The following is a 16,010-nucleotide window of genomic DNA, read 5'->3' as shown; positions in this document are numbered from 1 at the left end:
CTCAGTCGCCCCGCCCGAAGCCGTCGCGCACCCGCTCGAGCGCCGCGGCCACCTCTTCGGTGCGGGCGATGGCCGCCCGCTCCAGCACCTGCGAGATGCTCGGCGACGTTCCCGAACCCGTCACGCGCTGCACCGGCTGATCGAGCCAGTCGAAGAAGCGTCGCTGCACTTCGTCGGCCAGCCAGGCGCCGTACGAGGTGCCGCGGGCGCCCTGCTCGACGATGAGCACGCAGTTGGTCTTGCGGATGCTCGCACCCACCGTCTCCCAGTCGAGACTGGCCTGATCGAGAAAGCGCAGGTCGATGAGCTCGGCATCCACCCCGGTCTGCTCGATGGCCTTGGCGCAGTGCGCCACCATCGACAGATAGCTCAGCACCGTGACGTCCTGCCCCGCCCGGCGGATCGCCGCCGTGCCGAACGGCAGCTGGTAGTCGAGGTCGTCGGGGATCTCGCCCTTCTGGCCGTACAGATCGACGTGCTCGATCATCAGCACCGGGTCATCCAGGGCCAGCGCGATGTTCATCAGGCCGACGTAGTCCGCCGGCGTCGAGGCGGCCATGATGCGCCACCCCGGGCTGGTGGCGAAGATGCCGGCCGGGTCCATCGAGTGCTGCGAGCCGTACCCGGTGCCCATCGCGACCTTCGTGCGCAGCACGAGCGGCACGGTGTCGGCGCCGCCGTACATGTGGCGCACCTTGCCGATCTGATTGAACACCTGGTCGGCGGCGACCCACAGAAAATCGGGATACATGAACTCGACGACGGGCCGGAAGCGGCCGTCGAGCGCGATCCCGCCGCCCAGGCCCACGAACGCGTTCTCGCTGATGGGGGTGCCCAGCACACGGCCGGGATACTTCGCCGGCAGTCCCTTGGTCGCACCGTTCGTGCCGCCGGCCAGATGGTGCACGTCTTCGCCGAGCACGATGATGCGCGGGTCCTGCCCCATGCGGCGGTCCATCACCGCCGCGACCGCGTCGATGAACTTGCCCGGATGGGTGGGCACCGCCGTGGCCCCGGCGGCGAGGGGATCGCTGATTCGCGCGCCCTTCAACTCGGACAGATCGCCGCGCACGCCGACGTCGACGAAGGCGGGGTCCGGCCACAGTTCCGGGCGGATGCGGCGCACCCCACTGCTGGCGCCGCGGTTGGCCCCGTTCTTTTCCGCGCCCGCATCGGGTTCGGTGAGCGCGTCGATGGCCCGCGCGACAGCATCCTGCGCCTGCGTGCGCACCGCGGCCGAGGACTCGGCATCCAGCACACCCCGCCGCTGCAGCTCGGCGTCGACGCGCGCGATCGGATCGCGCTGGCGCCACTGCGCCTCTTCGTCCTTGGTGCGATAGCCGAACGCGCTGCCGGGGTACGGTCCGTTCTGGTGGAAGTAGCGGTACACCTGCGCCTCGATCAGCGTCGGGCCCTCGCCCGCGCGCATCCGCTTCAGCGCTTTCTGCATCACCAGGTGCACGGCCAGGGGATCCATTCCGTCCACACGCCAGGCCGGGATGCCGAATCCCGGCGCGCGTGCGGAGAGTCGGGGCTCGGCGGTGACCTCGGAGACGTGGGTGGAGACGGCGTACAGGTTGTTCTCGACGAAGAAGCACAGCGGCAGCTTCCACGCGGCGGCGAGGTTCATCGTCTCGAGCACCGAGCCGATGTTGGCGGCACCATCGCCGAAGTAGGTGACGGTGACATCACTGGGTTCTGCCGCGGCGGAGCGCAGCTGGCTCCACGCGTTGCCCGACGCGAACGGCACTCCGCCGCCGACGATCGCATTCGTGCCGAGTGCCCCGGCGTCGCGCCATTTGAGGTGCATCGATCCGCCGCGGCCGCTGGAGAAGCCGGGTTTGAGCCCCAGGATCTCGGCGAGCGTGCGATGCAGCAGGCCCTCGATCTCGGGGGTGACCAGCGCGTGCAGATCGAGGCCGTCGGGGGCGACGTGCTGCAGCGACTTGGCGAGGAACTGGTGGTGGCCGCGATGGGACCCGCTGACGGCATCGCCGTCATGCAGGCCGACGATCGAACCGACCGCGCCACCCTCCTGCCCGATGCTCGAGTGGGCCGGCCCGTGCACGAGATTCTCGCCGGCCAGCTCCAGCACGCCTTCTTCGAACGCTCGAATCAGCTGCAGCTGGCCGAGCATGGTCGTCAGCAGCGCGGTGTCGGCGTTCTTCCAGTCGGCGGGTGTGGTCGCCAACTCCTCCCACTGCGCGACCTGGCGCAGCGTGGTTGTGTGAGGCATGCGAGATCCTCCCTCATTGGCGTCTCTACAGTCCGAGTGTAGACCTGAAATGTATCCAATTCAATGGCAATGATCGCCAATACGCGCTAATATGTGGTTGTTCGTATCCATTGGAGGTGCGTTATGGCGCTGCCCGGCTTGCGCGGAACCGACCATGTCGGCTTCACCGTGCCCGATCTCGAACAGGCTCATCGGTTCTTCACCGAGATCCTCGGCTGCGACCACGTGTACTCGCTGCCGGGCATCACCCGCGACGATGACTGGATGCGCGAGCACCTCAACGTGGCACCGGGCACAGCGGCCACGGCCATCCGGTTCTACCGGCTCGGCCACGGTGCCAATTTCGAGGTCTTCGAATACCGCTCGCCTGATCAGCGGCAGCAGCCGCCGGCCAACAGCGACATCGGCGGCCACCACCTCGCCTTCTACGTCGACGACATCGACGCAGCGGTGCGCTACCTGCGTGAGAACGGCATCCGCGTGCTCGGCGAGCCGACCGTCAGCCAGAACGCCTCGGCCGGCCAGCGCTGGGTGTACTTCCTCAGCCCCTGGGGCATGCAGTTCGAGCTGGTCAGCTTCCCGGACGGCAAGGCCTACGAGAAGGACGCGCCGGTGCTGCTCTGGCACCCCGCAGATCCGGCGGCCTGATGGTGTCGGCGACCAAGGGCGAGTCGACGGTGGAGAGCGGTCGCATCGCGACGTGGCTGCGCACCGCGATCCTCGAAGACGAGCTGACGCCGGGCACCCGCATCCGGCAAGAAGAGATCGCGACCCAGCTCGGGGTCAGCCGCATCCCGGTGCGCGAGGCGCTGCGCATGCTGGATGCCGAGGGCCTCGTGCGCATCGTCTCCAACTCGGGGGCGTGGGTGTCGCGGCTGGACCAGCGGGAGTGCTCTGAGGCGTACCGGATGCGGGAACGGCTCGAACCGCTGCTGCTGCGCGCGAGCCTGGAACACCTCACCGACGATGACATCGACCGGCTGGGGCAGATCGCCGCTGCGATCGAACAGACCGACTCGGTGGACGAGTTCATGCGACTCGACCGGCAGTTCCACCTGGACGGCTACGCCGCCGCGCCGCCGTCCTATCTGGGCGAGGTCGTGCTGCGGCTGTGGAACACGACGCACCACTATCGGCGCGCGTTCTCGCAGCTGACCGCGGCGCCCACCCTGCCGGTGACCCGGGACGAGCACCGGCTGCTGCTGGACGGCATCCGTCGCCGCGACCCCGCCGACGCCGAACGCATTCTCGTCATGCACATCCGCCGCACCCGCAAAGAGCTCGAGAGGCATCCGGAGATCTTCGCATGACCCCTCTCACATCACTCACGACTCGTCCATCGGAGGCAGCATCATGATCAGATCGATCAACCCGACCACTGGCCAGGTGGATTTCGAGATCGCACCGCACACCCCGGCCGAAGTGGAGGAGCGATTGCAGCGCGCGACCGAAGCCGCCGCATGGCTGCGCACCCTCACGTTCGCCGAGCGGGCGCGCCGCATGAACGCCAGCGCCGACGTGCTGGCGGCCGACCGTGAGGAGGTGGCGCGCATGATGACGACTGAGATGGGAAAGCCCATCACGGCCGCCCGCGCCGAGGTCGACAAGTGCGTGAAGACGATGCGGTTCTATGCCGAGGGCGCCGAGCGCTTTCTTGCCGACGCGCCGGTGGACGACCCCGCCGCAGTGGGCGCGACCCATGCCGGGACCCGCTGGCAGCCGCTGGGGGTCGTGCTGGCGGTGATGCCGTGGAACTATCCGCTGTGGCAGGTCATCCGCTTCGCAGCCCCCGCGCTGATGGCCGGCAACGCTGGTGTGCTCAAGCACGCCTCGAACGTGCCGCGCTCGGCCCTCTACCTCGACACGCTGTTCGAGCGCGGCGGGTTCCGCGCAGGCTCGTTCGGAACGCTGCTGATCGGCTCGGCCGAGGTGGCCGCCGTCATCGAAGACCCGCGTATCGCAGCGATCACACTCACCGGCTCGGAGCCGGCGGGTCGCTCAGTCGCCTCGATCGCTGCGGCGCACGTGAAGAAATCGGTGCTCGAACTGGGCGGCTCCGACCCGTTCGTCGTGCTCGCAAGCGCCGACATCGACAAGGCGGTGCCCACCGCGGTGCTGGCGCGCACGCTCAACAACGGCCAGTCCTGCATCGCCGGCAAGCGGTTCATCATCCACGACGCCGTCTATGACGAGTTCGCCGACAAGTTCACCCGCGCGATCGCCGCACTGAAGATCGGCGACCCGCTCGAGGAGAGCACCGAGCTGGGGCCGCTGTCGACCGAGCGCGGTCGCGACGAGCTGGCCGAGCTCGTCGATGACGCCGTGCAGAAGGGCGCCCAGGTGCTCACCGGCGCCGAGCGCATCGACCGGCCCGGCTGGTACTACCCGGGCACGGTACTGGCGGGGATCACGCCCGAGATGCGCCTGTACGGTGAAGAGGCGTTCGGGCCGGTGGCGACGCTGTATCGCGCCGCCGACAACGACGACGCGCTGCGCATCGCCAACGACACCGAGTTCGGCCTGAGCTCGGCGGTGTGGACCGAAGACCCCGCCGAGCAGGAGCGGTTCGCCACCGAGCTGCAGGCCGGTGCGGTCTTCGTCAACGGGATGAGCGCCTCCTATCCCGAGCTGCCCTTCGGCGGTGTGAAGCACTCCGGCTTCGGCCGTGAGCTGTCGGCCAGCGGCATCCGCGAGTTCTGCAGCCTGAAGACGGTCTGGCAGCGCTGAGACGGGGATCGGCCCGCGACCTGCAGGTCGCGGGCCGATCCCCGGGAATCAGCGCCGGTCAGTATTGATGTGCGACGAACAGCTCCTGCGCCGGGAACTTCGTGATGATCTGCGGGCCGTCCTCGGTGACGACGACCTCTTCCTCGATCCGCGCAGCCGAGATGCCGTCGCTGGCCGGGCAGTACGTCTCCATCGCGAAGACCATTCCGACCTGGATCTCGACCGGGTTCTCCAGTGAATTCAGACGCGAGATGATGGGCCGCTCGTGCAGGCCCAGACCCAGCCCGTGCGCGAACTGCAGGCCGAACGCGGCCATCTCGCTCTCGAACCCGAAGTCTTCGGCCTTGGGCAGCAGCCGGGCGATCTGGTCGGAGCCGACGCCCGCCTTCACGCCGTCGATGGCGCCGTCCATCCACTCGCGAGCCTGTGTGTAGGCGTCGCGCTGCACCTGGGTCGCACTGCCGACCCCGAAGGTGCGGTAATAGCACGTGCGGTAGCCGTTGAACGAGTGGATGATGTCGAAGAAAGCCTGGTCGCCGGGCCGGATGATGCGGTCGGTGAAGTTGTGCGGATGCGGGTTGCAGCGCTCGCCGGAGATCGCGTTGACCGCCTCGACCTGGTCAGAGCCCAGCTCGTACAGACGCTTGTTCGTCAGCGCGACGATCTCGTTCTCGCGCACGCCGGGCTTGAGCGCCTCGACGATGTCCTGGTAGACGCCGTCGACCATGGCGGCCGCCTGGTTCAAGAGCATGATCTCGTCGGCCGACTTGATCACGCGGGCATCGAGCATGTGCTGCTGCGCGTCGGCGACCTTCAGGCCCTGCCGCTGCATCTCGAACAGGAACGGCGGCTCGACGATGTCCAGCCCCACCGGCGCGTCGGCGATGCCGTACTCGGTGAGGATCGACTTGATCTCGGTGACCGCATCGCGCATGAGTCCGGCATCCGGTGCCACAGCCCCACGGAAGCCGAGAAAGCCGGGACGGTTGTTCTCGGTCGGCAGCCACGGGGAGTACAGCTTGTGGTGGCGCACCGCCGAGCCGAAATCCCACAGCATCGGCTCGTGGTCGCGGGTGATCAGCGCGTAGCGGATCATCTTGTCGCCGAGCGCGCCGCCGATCCACGTCTGCGTCGTGTAGCGGATGTTGTAGAAGTCGAACAGCAGGAACGCGCCGCATTCGCTGGCAGCCAAGGCCGCCTGCGCACGCCCGAGCCGGTACTTCCGCAGCCGCGCGAAGTCGACCCGCTCCTCGTAGTCGACCCCCATCTGCCCGGGTGCCTGAAGAATCGTCGTCATTTACCTCACCTCGAGTCCATCGCTGACCGCCACGTCTTCGGAGACGAGGTCCACCCCCGCACCCTTGGCCACCCGCAGCAGAAGCGTGGCGAAGTCCGTGTCGCGGTTGCCGGCGCCCGCTTCGGCCGCCACGATCTGGCGGGTCGCTGAGGCGATCGGCATGGGCACGCCGAGCTCATCACCGGCGTGCAGTCCGAGATCGAAGTCCTTCTGCAGCAGCGGCATCGTGAACGTCGGCGCGAAGTCGAGGTTCACGAACGCCGGGGTCTTGTAGCGGCTGAACACCGAGCCCATCACCGAGTCGTTCAAGAAGTCGAGGAACGCCGCCCGCGACACCCCGCCCTTCTCAGCCAGCACCGTGATCTCAGCCAGCGACTGGGTGACGACGCCGAGGAACACGTTGTGGGCGATCTTCACGAGCCGGGCGACCTCGCCCTCGCCGACATAGGTCGCACCGCGGCCCAGCGCGTGCAGCAGCGGTTCGACCTGGTCGAAGGCGCTGCGCGGGCCGGAGGCTGCCAGGGTCAGCATGCCGGCCGCCACGACCTTGGGGTTGCCGCTGACCGGAGTGGCCAGCACCGCGGTGCCGACCTTCGCGGCGGCCTCGCGCAGCTCTTGGCTGGCCTCGACCGACACCGTCGAGGAATCGCAGACGATCTTCGGTGCGGACGACCCGGTGAGCAGGCCGTTCTCGCCGAGCATCACGGTGTGCAGGTCTTTGGATGCCGAGACCATCGAGAAGACCACGTCACGGTCGGCCAGCTCCACCGGAGTGTCCACGACGCGCGCACCGTACTCCTGCAGCGACTCGGCCTTGGACCGCGTGCGGTTGTAGACGGTGACGTCGTAGCCCCCCTCGAGCAGTCGGCGTGCGAGCTGGAATCCCATACGTCCGGTGCCCAGCCATCCGATCGTCATCGATGTGTCAGCCATGAGCTCCTCCTTCGGCGTGCTCCGATTCGTTGCGGTGAATCGCAACCGGTTGCAATCATCCTCCGCGATGCCGGATTGGTCAAGCGGGCCGGTGAAGTGAGCCGGGAACGGACCACAATCCACGCAGCAGACTCATCATTTCTCAGAAACACCTGGTCAAATAGCCATCTTGTGGCCGCATCCCATTCTTTAATCAAGATCCACAATCGATGCTTGACCGAAGTCATTCGGGAGAGCATAATTGCAATCGATCGCGGTCCACGGGGATTGCGGCTACAGGATTTGGACGAAGGAGTTCACATGAGCAAGGCGATACTCGACGCCATCACCGCGGACAACAGTGTGGTGCTGCTCGTCGACTTTCAGGGCTCGCTGTTCGGGGGCGTCGGTTCCGGCGACCGCGACGCGATGCACAACAGCCTGGTCGCAACGGCCAAAGCCGCGCATATCCTCGACGTTCCGGTCGTGCTGAGCTCGATCTGGGAAGGCGGCAACGGTCCGGTCATCGATGAGGTGACCGAGCAGTTCCCCGGCCAGAAGGTCTTCGAGCGCGCCGGCCAGAGCTTCGACGCCTTCGAGGACGAAGGGGTCGCCGCCGCGGTGCGCGCGACCGGGCGCAAGAAGCTCGTCGTGTCGGGACTGTGGACGAGCATGTGCTTCGCCTACACGGCCCTGCACGGCATCGAAGAGGGCTATGAGGTCTACGGCCTGATCGACGCGGCCGGCGACTCGACACCCGACGCGCACAACTACGGCCAGGCCCGCATGTATCAGGCGGGCGTCATCCCGATCACCTGGATGCCGCTGGTCTCGCACTGGATGCACGACTGGAACAACCCGAAGGCCGGTCAGCTGAAGGCGGAAGTGTTCGGTCGCTACGACAAGATGCTCTCCATCTAGGGCGCAGCCGCGGCTGGGCACACAACGAAGTGGGTAGAAGACATGAAAGAGAACTACGACGTGCCGGTGCTGATCGCCGGCGGCAGCCTGGTCGGCCTGACCACGTCGGCTCTGCTCGGCAACCAAGGCGTCACCAGCCTCGTGGTCGAGCGGCATCCCGGTGAAGCGATCCATCCCCGTGCTGCGCTGATGCTGCAGCGTTCGATGGAGATCTACCGCGGCATGGGCGTCGAAGACACCATGCGCGAGCGCTCGTTCCAGCAGTTCGATCCGGATGGCGCGATCATGGCCGTCGAGACCGTGGCCGGCAAGGACCTGGCCTGGTACATGACCCGAGTCAACGACGGCGTGCGCGACCTGAGCCCGTCGGAGCGGATCTTCGTGACGCAGATCGCGGTCGAACCCGTGCTGCGTGCGCGTGCCGAAGAGCTCGGCTCCGAGGTGCTCTACGGCACCGAGATGGTCGACTTCGAGCAGGATGCCGACGGCGTGACCGCCACGATCCGCAATCGCACGACCGGTGACGAGGCGACGGTGCACGCGAAGTACATGATCGCCGCGGAAGGCCCGCACAGCATGACCCGCGAGAAGCTCGGCATCACCCGCAGCGGCCACGGCTCGCTCTCCAAGAGCATCACGATCTACTTCCGCGCCGACGTCGGAGACCTGATGCGGGGGCGCAACCTGAGTGTGATCATGGTCGTCAACCCCGAGGTGCAGGGCTTCTTCCGCATCGAGAAGCCGTACGAGTCGGGCTTCCTGGTGGTGCACGGGGTCGGCGATCCGCAGAACCCCCGCACCGATCTGTGGGACGGACTCACCGACGAGAAGTGCGTCGAGTGGGTGCGGGCAGCGCTGGGCGTGCCCGACATCCCGGTCGAGATCTACAACGTGATGAAGTGGGAGGCGACCGCGATCACCGCGGACCGCTACCGCGACGGCCGGATCTTCCTGGCCGGCGACGCCGCCCATGAGATGCCGCCGTACGGCGGATACGGCGGGAACACCGGCATCCACGACGCGCACAATCTGGCGTGGAAGATCGCGGCGGTTCTGTCGGGAGCGGCAGGCGACGAGCTGCTGGCCTCGTACGAGACCGAGCGGCGCCCCGTCGGTGCGTTCACGGTGGAGCAGGGCTATTCGCGCTTCGTGGTGCGGGCCGTGACATCCCGTCTCAAAGACGGCATCGAGCCGGTCGTCCCCGACGACAACATCGATCTCGGCTACCGGTACCACTCGTCGGCGATCGCGTCGACGGGCGACGATGACGTGGTGCAGGGCAGTCCCCGCTCGTGGCGGGCCGAGCCCGGCACGCGTGCCCCGAGCTACGACCTCGTCATCGACGGTGAGAAGAAGTCGACGATCGACCTGTTCGGGCACGGCTTCGTGCTGCTGACCGGTTCGGATGCCGCCGCCTGGCGGGAGTCCGGAGCCCGAGCGGCCGAACAGGTGGCCATGGGCCTGACGACCTACACGATCGATGATTCGACCGATCCGACCCACACCTTCTGCAACGAATACGGCATCACGTCCACCGGTGCGGTTCTGGTGCGGCCCGACGGGTTCGTCGTGTGGCGTGCGGTGACGGATGTCGATGCCCACCCCGACACGGTCGCGCAGACGATGCGCGCCGTGCTGGGTCTGCCGGTGTCGGATGCGGTGGCCGCCTGACCGGTGACGGATGGAGAAGAGATGACGACGGCCGGCCCTGGACCCGCGGATGCGGAGGTCGGCCGCTGTCATCTCTCGAGAAGACGGCGGGGCGCGGTGCGCGCAGCCGAGGAACGATGAAGGCGGCGAAGGATGATGACCGGCGACGAGAGCGCGACGACGCTGCTGACGGGCGGGAAGATCTGGGCCGGAGCGGGCACCCCCGCCGACCAGCGGCACGAGGCGATCGCCGTCTCGGACGGCCGGGTGCAGGCGCTGGGCACCACGCGCGAGCTGCGCGACAGGTTCGCCGGCGCCACCGAGATCGATCTGGCCGGGCACACCGTCGTGCCCGGCCTGATCGACGGCCACAACCACGCGACCCGCGGTGGTGCGACCTGGGCCTGGGAGCTGCACTGGGCGGGGCTGACCTCGAAGGACGCGGCCCTGGACAGCATTCGACAGGCGGCCGCCCGCGTCGGCCGCGGCCGCTGGGTCACCGCGATCGGCGGCTGGCACCAGACGCAGTTCACCGACACCTGGCTGCCCACGCGGGCCGAGCTCGACACGGCGGCGCCGGACAATCCCGTGTATGTGCAGTCGCTGTACGAGGTCGGCATCGCCAACAGTGCGGCCATCGACGCCGTGGGTCTGCGCGAGGAGGCCGACCGACTGTCGGCGGCTGCGGTCGAGCGCGACTCCACCGGGGCCCCGACCGGGGTCGTACAGGGGCTGCCCGCGTTCAACCTGTTCCTCGCGGCGGTCGGAACGCCGAGCCTCGACGACGAGGTCGCCGGCACCCGGGCCATGGTGCACGACTACGCCGCGCTGGGACTCACCGGCGTGTGTGACCCGGGCGGGTTCGGCATGAGCCGAGACCGCTACGCGGCGGTGCGGCAGCTGCAGCGCAGCGGCGACCTCGACATGCGCATGCGCCTGTTCGGCTCGGCGACGACGCCCGGCGACGAAGTGCGCCAGGTGAACGGCTGGCTGGCCGGACTGCATGACGACGTCGACGACGACTGGCTGCGCATGATCGGCATCGGTGAGGTCGTGCACTTCGGCTGCCACGACTTCGAGGGCCTCGACGATTTCGAGATCACAGACGCGTCCCGCGACACGCTGCAGCAGATCAGCGGCGCCGTCGCCGCACATGGTGTGCCCATGCACATCCACGCCGTCATGGATGACAGCATCGGCATCATCCTGGACTGCTGGGAGGCGGTGGACCGCGTCACGCCCATCGGCGACCTGCGCTTCTCGTTCGCCCACGTCGACCGGATCAGCCCCCGCAACATCGCCCGCGCCAAGGCGCTCGGGGTCGGCGTCGTCATCGATGCACGCCTGGCCTTCCGGTCTGCGGCGTCGCAGGCCGTGTGGGGCATGGAGCCGCTGCACACCGCGCCGCCTCTGCACGACATCGTGTCGGCCGGGCTGCCGCTGGGCGTCGGGTCGGATGCGACCCGTGCCTCATCGCACAACCCGTGGCTCTCGTCGTGGTGGTTCATCGCCGGTCGTTCACTGGACGGCACGTCGCAGCGCGACGGCATCCACCTTCTCGACCGTGAGCGCACTCTGACCGCCCAGACGCTCGGCAATGCCTGGTTCTCGTTCGAAGAAGACCGCCGCGGCGCGCTGCGGCCCGGATGGTGGTCGGACCTGGCCGTGCTCAGCGACGACTACTTCACCATGCCCGAGGATGACATCCGCGGCCTGCATTCCGAACTGACCCTCGTCGGCGACCGGATCGCCTTCTCGTCCGGCGAAGTGACCGACCCGGTGTGAGATCGGTCAGGCGGCTGTGAGGTCAGCGCGTCAGTGCCGCTGAGCATTGCCGCGCCCGCTCAGCCAGCCTCGGCGGCCCGCATGGCTTTTCGCAGTCGGGGAAAGTCGACGGCCACGGTCCGCCAGAGCACCTCGAGGTCGATCCGGCCGTAGTGGTGCACGACGAAGTCACGATTTCGTGCCGCCTGCACCCAGATCGGCTCGCGGAATCGCGCGGGATCCGCCTGCCTGAGACGCTTCGCGAGTCCGCCGACGCGGGAGCACAGCGCTTCGAACGCGAGCGCGAGCGCCGCATCTGTTCGGTAGGCATCCTCGCCGCGCGCAATCAGCGCGGCACCCTGGTCGAGGGCAGCAGTCAGGTCGACAAGCCATCGGGCGACACGCTCGGCGTCGTTCACAGCGGCAGCGCCTCTCGCAGGATCTGCGCATCCGCCTGGGCGTCGAGCGAATTCGCCGAGACGACATGCACGATCCGGCCGAGCAGGAGCTCGGCATCCATCTCGAATTGAGCCAGGTCGAACAGGGATGCCTCGGCCCCCGGTGTCACGAGCAGATCGACGTCGCTCATCTCGGTCTGATCGCCGCGCGCGACGGAGCCGAACACTCGAACGTCGCTGAGGCCTGAGGCCGCTGCCAGTCGGCGGATCAGCGGCGCGAGCGCGCGCACGCGTGCGAGGTCGACCACCGCGCTCGCCGAGCCGGCGCGGTATTGCGCGAACGGCACGAGAACCGCTTCCGGCTTGCGGTGCGACCCGACGATGACGGGTTCCGCATCAGCGTCGGCGCGGAACCGGCGCAAGATCTCGGAGAGGCCGGCTCGAGCACGAGCGACAGGTATGACATCCATGACTCTCCTTTATGTACATATTGTTGCACATATCGGTACACTGTCACCGTGACTCAACCGGTGGACGAGGGGCCGTTCTTTCACGGCACCAAAGCGGAGCTGCGCGAGGGTGACCTCCTGACCGCGGGCTTCCACTCGAACTACCGCCCCGAGATCGTCATGAACCACATCTACTTCACCGCGCTCGTCGACGGCGCCGGGCTCTCCGCGGAGCTCGCCGCCGGCGACGGCGCGCCGCACGTCTACGCCGTCGAGCCGACCGGCCCGTTCGAGAACGACCCGAATGTGACCGACAAGAAGTTCCCGGGCAACCCCACCCGGTCATATCGCAGCACCGAACCGCTGCGCGTCGTTCGTGAGGTCACCGACTGGACGCGGTTGACTCCCGAAGCGCGGCGGGAGTGGCAGGAGCGGCTTGCCGGGCTGCTCGCTGATGAGCGCGGCGAGATCATCAACTGAGTCGCCGTGGTGGGCGTGGGCGTCTCGGTGCGTCTCGACTCGCTGCGCTCACTCAACGAATGGTCGCACTTCGTCCGCTTCGCTCACTCGACGACTGGGCCTACCCCGCGCTCAACGCATGTGCTTGACAGATCACGGAGTTCCTTTTAGCCTTTCTTCACGACTTAACAAAGGAGTGAAATGGGTGCTGCGGGACGATCACAGACGGACGTCAACCGCTCGGCGATCCTGGCGCATCTCGGTGCGCACGGCCCCGCATCGCGTGCCGAGCTCGCCCGCGCACTCGACGTCTCCGCCGCGCTCGTCACGCAGCTCACTCGCGACCTGCTTGCTGACGGGCTGCTCGAAGAGCTCAACGAGGCCCGCAGCGGCGGCCGCCCGGCGCGGATGCTCGGGCTCGTCTCGCACGACATCACCGCGCTCGGGGTCAAGGTCGCGCCCGACCATCTCGCGTTCGTCGAAGTCGGCATCGACGGCGTCGTCCGCCGCTCCGAGACCCGGCCGTTCGACGCCGTCTCACCGCTCGCCGTGCCGCATCTGACCGACCTCGTCGCCGAGTTCATCGCCGCGGGCGAATCCGACCGGCTCATCGGCGTCGGGGTCGGCCTGCCCGGGACGGTCGCCGAGCAGGGAGTCGGCGTCGTCGACTCCACCCAGCTGCGCTGGAACCAGGTGCCGCTCGGCGAGCAGATGCGCCGCGCCCTCGGGCTGCCTGTCGTCGTGGAGAACAACGTCAATGCGCTCACCGTCGCCGAACAGCTCTACGGGCAGGGCCGCGACTTCCGCAACGTGCTCGTCGTCACGGTCGGCAACGGCGTGGGCGCCGGTCTCGTCGCCGACGGTGTCATCGTCCGCGGTCGTGCCGGCGGCGCCGGCGACCTAGGCCACGTGCCGGTGCGCGAAGACGGCCCGCTATGCCAGTGCGGCAACAGGGGCTGCCTCGAAGCGATCATCGGTCAGGCGGCTCTGGTGAACGATGCGCGGTCCATTCGACTGCTCGGCGAGTCAGAGGGCATCGACGAGCTGCGTGGCCTTGCGGACGCCGGCAACGATGAGGCGAGAGAGATCTTCGCCCACGCCGGACAGCAGCTCGGCCGCTCGCTGGCCGGCGCTGTGAACCTGTTCGCTCCTGACATCGTCGTGCTCTCCGGCGAGGGGGTCGAAGCCTGGAGCCACTGGTCGACGCCGTTCGAGCGGGCCCTGCGCAGTGCGCTGGTGCCCGGAAAGCGGGGCACGACCGTCGCCGTCGAGCGGTGGCGGGATGACCGCTGGGCACAGGGCGCCGCTGCACTCGTGCTGGCGACCCCTTTCGACTCGCAGGGCATCGCTGGCGAACAGGGCCGACTCGTGCGCGAGCGGCTCGTCGCCTCCATCGAGGCCAGGCCATGAGCACGATGACCATGCAGCCACCGGTGGCTGCCCCGCCGGCGCCCCCCGCGACGGCGGGCCGACGCCGCGTCCGCAAGACGAAGTACCTTTTCACGGTCGCGGTCTTCCTGCTGCCCAGCCTCATTCCGCTGCTTGCGTTCGTCATCGGGCCGATGATCTCCGCGGCATGGGCGAGTCTGCACTCCTGGAACCTCATCAGCCCCATGACATGGGTCGGGCTCGACAACTATGCTCACCTGCTTACCGATCCGGCAACCGGGTGGGCATTCCTGCACACCGTGTACTACATCGCGGTCTACCTCCCGCTCGTCTACATCGGCGGCCTGGCGCTCGCACTCGCCCTTAACACCAAGCTGCACGGCCGCTCGTTCCTTCGAGGGATGTACTTCCTCCCGGTCATCACCAGCTGGGTCGTCGTCGCGCTCGTCTGGCGGTGGCTGCTCAGCCCCAGCACCGGCGTGGTCAACACCGCGTTGGCATGGTTCGGCATCGACGGGCCCGGTTGGTGGGCCGACCCGGCCTGGTCGATGCCGGCGGTCATCTTGGCGTCCGCATGGAAGGACCTCGGCTTCGTCATGGTCATCCTGCTGGCAGGCCTGCAGTCCATCAACTCCGACCTCTATGAAGCTGCGGCGCTCGACGGCGCCGGCTGGTGGCGGCGCCTGTTCAGCGTGACGCTACCGATGCTGTCACCGTCGACATTCTTCGTGATCGTCCTCTCGCTGATCAACGGTTTCCAGGTCTTCGACCAGGTGTATGTCATGACCGGTGGCGGCCCGAACAACTCGAGCGAGGTCGTCGTGCAGCAGGTGTACGACCTGACGTTCCGCTACGGGCAGGCGGGGATGGCCTCGGCACTATCGTGGCTGCTGTTCATCGTCATCCTGATCGTGACGCTCATCCAGTTCTACGGCCAGCGCAAGTGGGTGAACTATGACTGACACCTCACGCCGCAACGTCGTCAGCACGACGCTGCTGTACGTCGTGCTGATCGCCGGCGCGCTCATCATGGTGTTTCCCTTCGTGTGGACGGTCGTCACATCCATCACCCCCGGAGCGACGCTGACCACCACGCCCAAGCTCATCCCCGACAACCCGTCGCTCTCGCCATACTTCGACCTGTTCGACCGGGTTCCGTTCGCGCAGGTCATCGTCAACTCGCTCATCATCGCCGGGGCCGGAACGGTCCTGCAACTCATCACGAGCGCGATGGCCGCCTACGTTTTCGCACGCATGCCCTTCCGCGGCCGCGGCGCCGTGTTCGTGCTCTACCTCGCGACGATGATGATCCCGTTCCAGGTGCTGATCGTGCCCCTGTTCGCCGAGATGAAGGCCCTCGGACTCATCAACACGTACCTCGGCGCGATCCTGCCCACCATCGCTTCGGCGTTCGGCGTGTTCCTGCTGCGCCAGGCGATGAGCACCGTGCCGTATGACCTCGACCAAGCCGCAACTATCGACGGCGCCGGGCACTTCCGGATCTTCTTCCAGATCATGCTTCCGCTGATCCGCCCAGCCCTCGCCACCCTCCTCGTGTTCGCGTTCCTCGGCACCTGGAACAGCTTCCTGTGGCCGTTGATCATCTTGCGCACGCCGCTCATGCAGACGCTCCCTGTCGCTCTGACGAGCCTGCAAGGAGAATTCGCCACGCAATGGGATCTGCTGATGGCGGGCTCGGTCATCAGCATCCTGCCGATGTTCGCGCTGTACATCTTCGCCCAGAAGTACATCATCCAGGGAGTCGCCGGCACCGGCCTCAAGTGATCTCTCACCCGACACACATCAAA

15 protein-coding genes are annotated in these 16,010 nt (G+C 67.6%); 10 read left to right on the top strand and 5 right to left on the bottom strand.

Going from position 1 to position 16,010, the window contains the following annotated elements:
• Nucleotide 1: 1 nt before the first annotated feature.
• Nucleotides 2-2,236 (bottom strand): alpha-ketoacid dehydrogenase subunit alpha/beta, encoded by a 2,235-nt coding sequence (locus tag QU603_RS15475; RefSeq protein WP_308492276.1) that lies wholly within the window; start codon nt 2,234-2,236, stop codon nt 2-4.
• A gap of 123 nt (nt 2,237-2,359) precedes the next feature.
• Here QU603_RS15475 and QU603_RS15470 point away from each other — a divergent pair, with 123 nt between their 5' ends.
• From QU603_RS15470 to QU603_RS15460, 3 genes are read left to right on the top strand one after another with little or no spacing between them, the layout of a single operon-like run.
• On the top strand, nt 2,360-2,884 hold the full coding sequence (locus QU603_RS15470; protein WP_308492275.1) for a VOC family protein: 525 nt from the start codon (nt 2,360-2,362) through the stop codon (nt 2,882-2,884).
• Nucleotides 2,884-3,546 (top strand): GntR family transcriptional regulator, encoded by a 663-nt coding sequence (locus QU603_RS15465; RefSeq protein ID WP_308492274.1) that lies wholly within the window; start codon nt 2,884-2,886, stop codon nt 3,544-3,546. The genes QU603_RS15470 and QU603_RS15465 overlap by 1 nt, the downstream gene beginning before the upstream one ends.
• A gap of 43 nt (nt 3,547-3,589) precedes the next feature.
• The gene (locus QU603_RS15460) at nt 3,590-4,963 is read left to right on the top strand and encodes an aldehyde dehydrogenase family protein (protein WP_308492273.1); all 1,374 of its coding nucleotides are present in this window, start codon (nt 3,590-3,592) and stop codon (nt 4,961-4,963) included.
• 58 nt (nt 4,964-5,021) lie between these two features.
• On the opposite strand, the gene QU603_RS15455 is transcribed toward QU603_RS15460, so the two are convergent.
• Nucleotides 5,022-6,260, bottom strand: a complete 1,239-nt coding sequence (locus QU603_RS15455; RefSeq protein WP_308492272.1) for a M24 family metallopeptidase — start codon at nt 6,258-6,260, stop codon at nt 5,022-5,024.
• On the bottom strand, nt 6,261-7,193 hold the full coding sequence (locus tag QU603_RS15450) for an NAD(P)-dependent oxidoreductase (RefSeq protein WP_308492271.1): 933 nt from the start codon (nt 7,191-7,193) through the stop codon (nt 6,261-6,263).
• A gap of 300 nt (nt 7,194-7,493) precedes the next feature.
• On the opposite strand from QU603_RS15450, the gene QU603_RS15445 reads away from it, so the two are divergent.
• From QU603_RS15445 to QU603_RS15435, 3 genes are all read left to right on the top strand, one after another.
• Nucleotides 7,494-8,093: an isochorismatase family protein gene (locus QU603_RS15445; RefSeq protein WP_308492270.1), complete on the top strand. Its 600-nt coding sequence runs from the start codon at nt 7,494-7,496 to the stop codon at nt 8,091-8,093.
• Nucleotides 8,094-8,135: 42 nt separating this feature from the next.
• The gene (locus tag QU603_RS15440) at nt 8,136-9,764 is read left to right on the top strand and encodes an FAD-dependent monooxygenase (RefSeq protein WP_308492269.1); all 1,629 of its coding nucleotides are present in this window, start codon (nt 8,136-8,138) and stop codon (nt 9,762-9,764) included.
• A gap of 132 nt (nt 9,765-9,896) precedes the next feature.
• The gene (locus QU603_RS15435) at nt 9,897-11,528 is read left to right on the top strand and encodes an amidohydrolase (RefSeq protein WP_308492268.1); all 1,632 of its coding nucleotides are present in this window, start codon (nt 9,897-9,899) and stop codon (nt 11,526-11,528) included.
• Nucleotides 11,529-11,587: 59 nt separating this feature from the next.
• On the opposite strand, the gene QU603_RS15430 is transcribed toward QU603_RS15435, so the two are convergent.
• Together QU603_RS15430 and QU603_RS15425 are read right to left on the bottom strand one after the other, a co-directional pair.
• Nucleotides 11,588-11,926: a HepT-like ribonuclease domain-containing protein gene (locus tag QU603_RS15430; RefSeq protein WP_308492267.1), complete on the bottom strand. Its 339-nt coding sequence runs from the start codon at nt 11,924-11,926 to the stop codon at nt 11,588-11,590.
• Nucleotides 11,923-12,375 carry a nucleotidyltransferase domain-containing protein gene (locus QU603_RS15425; protein ID WP_308492266.1) on the bottom strand — a complete coding sequence of 151 codons (453 nt, stop codon included), beginning with the start codon at nt 12,373-12,375 and terminating at the stop codon, nt 11,923-11,925. The genes QU603_RS15430 and QU603_RS15425 overlap by 4 nt, the downstream gene beginning before the upstream one ends.
• 48 nt (nt 12,376-12,423) lie before the next feature.
• On the opposite strand from QU603_RS15425, the gene arr reads away from it, so the two are divergent.
• The 4 genes from arr (at nt 12,424) to QU603_RS15405 (ending at nt 15,987) form a co-directional block, all read left to right on the top strand.
• Nucleotides 12,424-12,834: an NAD(+)--rifampin ADP-ribosyltransferase gene (gene arr / locus QU603_RS15420; RefSeq protein WP_308492265.1), complete on the top strand. Its 411-nt coding sequence runs from the start codon at nt 12,424-12,426 to the stop codon at nt 12,832-12,834.
• 180 nt (nt 12,835-13,014) lie between these two features.
• Nucleotides 13,015-14,223: an ROK family transcriptional regulator gene (locus QU603_RS15415; RefSeq protein WP_308492264.1), complete on the top strand. Its 1,209-nt coding sequence runs from the start codon at nt 13,015-13,017 to the stop codon at nt 14,221-14,223.
• Nucleotides 14,220-15,164, top strand: coding sequence for a carbohydrate ABC transporter permease (locus QU603_RS15410; protein ID WP_308492263.1), 945 nt, complete (start codon nt 14,220-14,222; stop codon nt 15,162-15,164). Before QU603_RS15415 ends, QU603_RS15410 begins: the two co-directional genes overlap by 4 nt.
• A complete protein-coding gene (locus tag QU603_RS15405) occupies nt 15,157-15,987 on the top strand; it encodes a carbohydrate ABC transporter permease (protein ID WP_308492262.1) in 831 nt (276 codons plus the stop codon). The genes QU603_RS15410 and QU603_RS15405 overlap by 8 nt, the downstream gene beginning before the upstream one ends.
• Nucleotides 15,988-16,010 lie beyond the last annotated feature (23 nt).

Origin of the sequence: Microbacterium terrisoli (assembly GCF_030866805.1) — a bacterium.
Lineage (GTDB): Bacteria > Actinomycetota > Actinomycetes > Actinomycetales > Microbacteriaceae > Microbacterium > Microbacterium terrisoli.
Note: the sequence above shows the minus strand (reverse complement) of the source record. Positions and strands in the feature narration are given on the sequence as shown.

Coding starts and splice junctions, on each gene's coding strand:
- QU603_RS15475 (WP_308492276.1), bottom strand. CDS start 2,236: ATGCCTCACACAACCACGCTGCGCCAGGTCGCGCAGTGGGAGGAGTTG.
- QU603_RS15470 (WP_308492275.1), top strand. CDS start 2,360: ATGGCGCTGCCCGGCTTGCGCGGAACCGACCATGTCGGCTTCACCGTG.
- QU603_RS15465 (WP_308492274.1), top strand. CDS start 2,884: ATGGTGTCGGCGACCAAGGGCGAGTCGACGGTGGAGAGCGGTCGCATC.
- QU603_RS15460 (WP_308492273.1), top strand. CDS start 3,590: ATGATCAGATCGATCAACCCGACCACTGGCCAGGTGGATTTCGAGATC.
- QU603_RS15455 (WP_308492272.1), bottom strand. CDS start 6,260: ATGACGACGATTCTTCAGGCACCCGGGCAGATGGGGGTCGACTACGAG.
- QU603_RS15450 (WP_308492271.1), bottom strand. CDS start 7,193: ATGGCTGACACATCGATGACGATCGGATGGCTGGGCACCGGACGTATG.
- QU603_RS15445 (WP_308492270.1), top strand. CDS start 7,494: ATGAGCAAGGCGATACTCGACGCCATCACCGCGGACAACAGTGTGGTG.
- QU603_RS15440 (WP_308492269.1), top strand. CDS start 8,136: ATGAAAGAGAACTACGACGTGCCGGTGCTGATCGCCGGCGGCAGCCTG.
- QU603_RS15435 (WP_308492268.1), top strand. CDS start 9,897: ATGATGACCGGCGACGAGAGCGCGACGACGCTGCTGACGGGCGGGAAG.
- QU603_RS15425 (WP_308492266.1), bottom strand. CDS start 12,375: ATGGATGTCATACCTGTCGCTCGTGCTCGAGCCGGCCTCTCCGAGATC.
- QU603_RS15415 (WP_308492264.1), top strand. CDS start 13,015: ATGGGTGCTGCGGGACGATCACAGACGGACGTCAACCGCTCGGCGATC.
- QU603_RS15410 (WP_308492263.1), top strand. CDS start 14,220: ATGAGCACGATGACCATGCAGCCACCGGTGGCTGCCCCGCCGGCGCCC.
- QU603_RS15405 (WP_308492262.1), top strand. CDS start 15,157: ATGACTGACACCTCACGCCGCAACGTCGTCAGCACGACGCTGCTGTAC.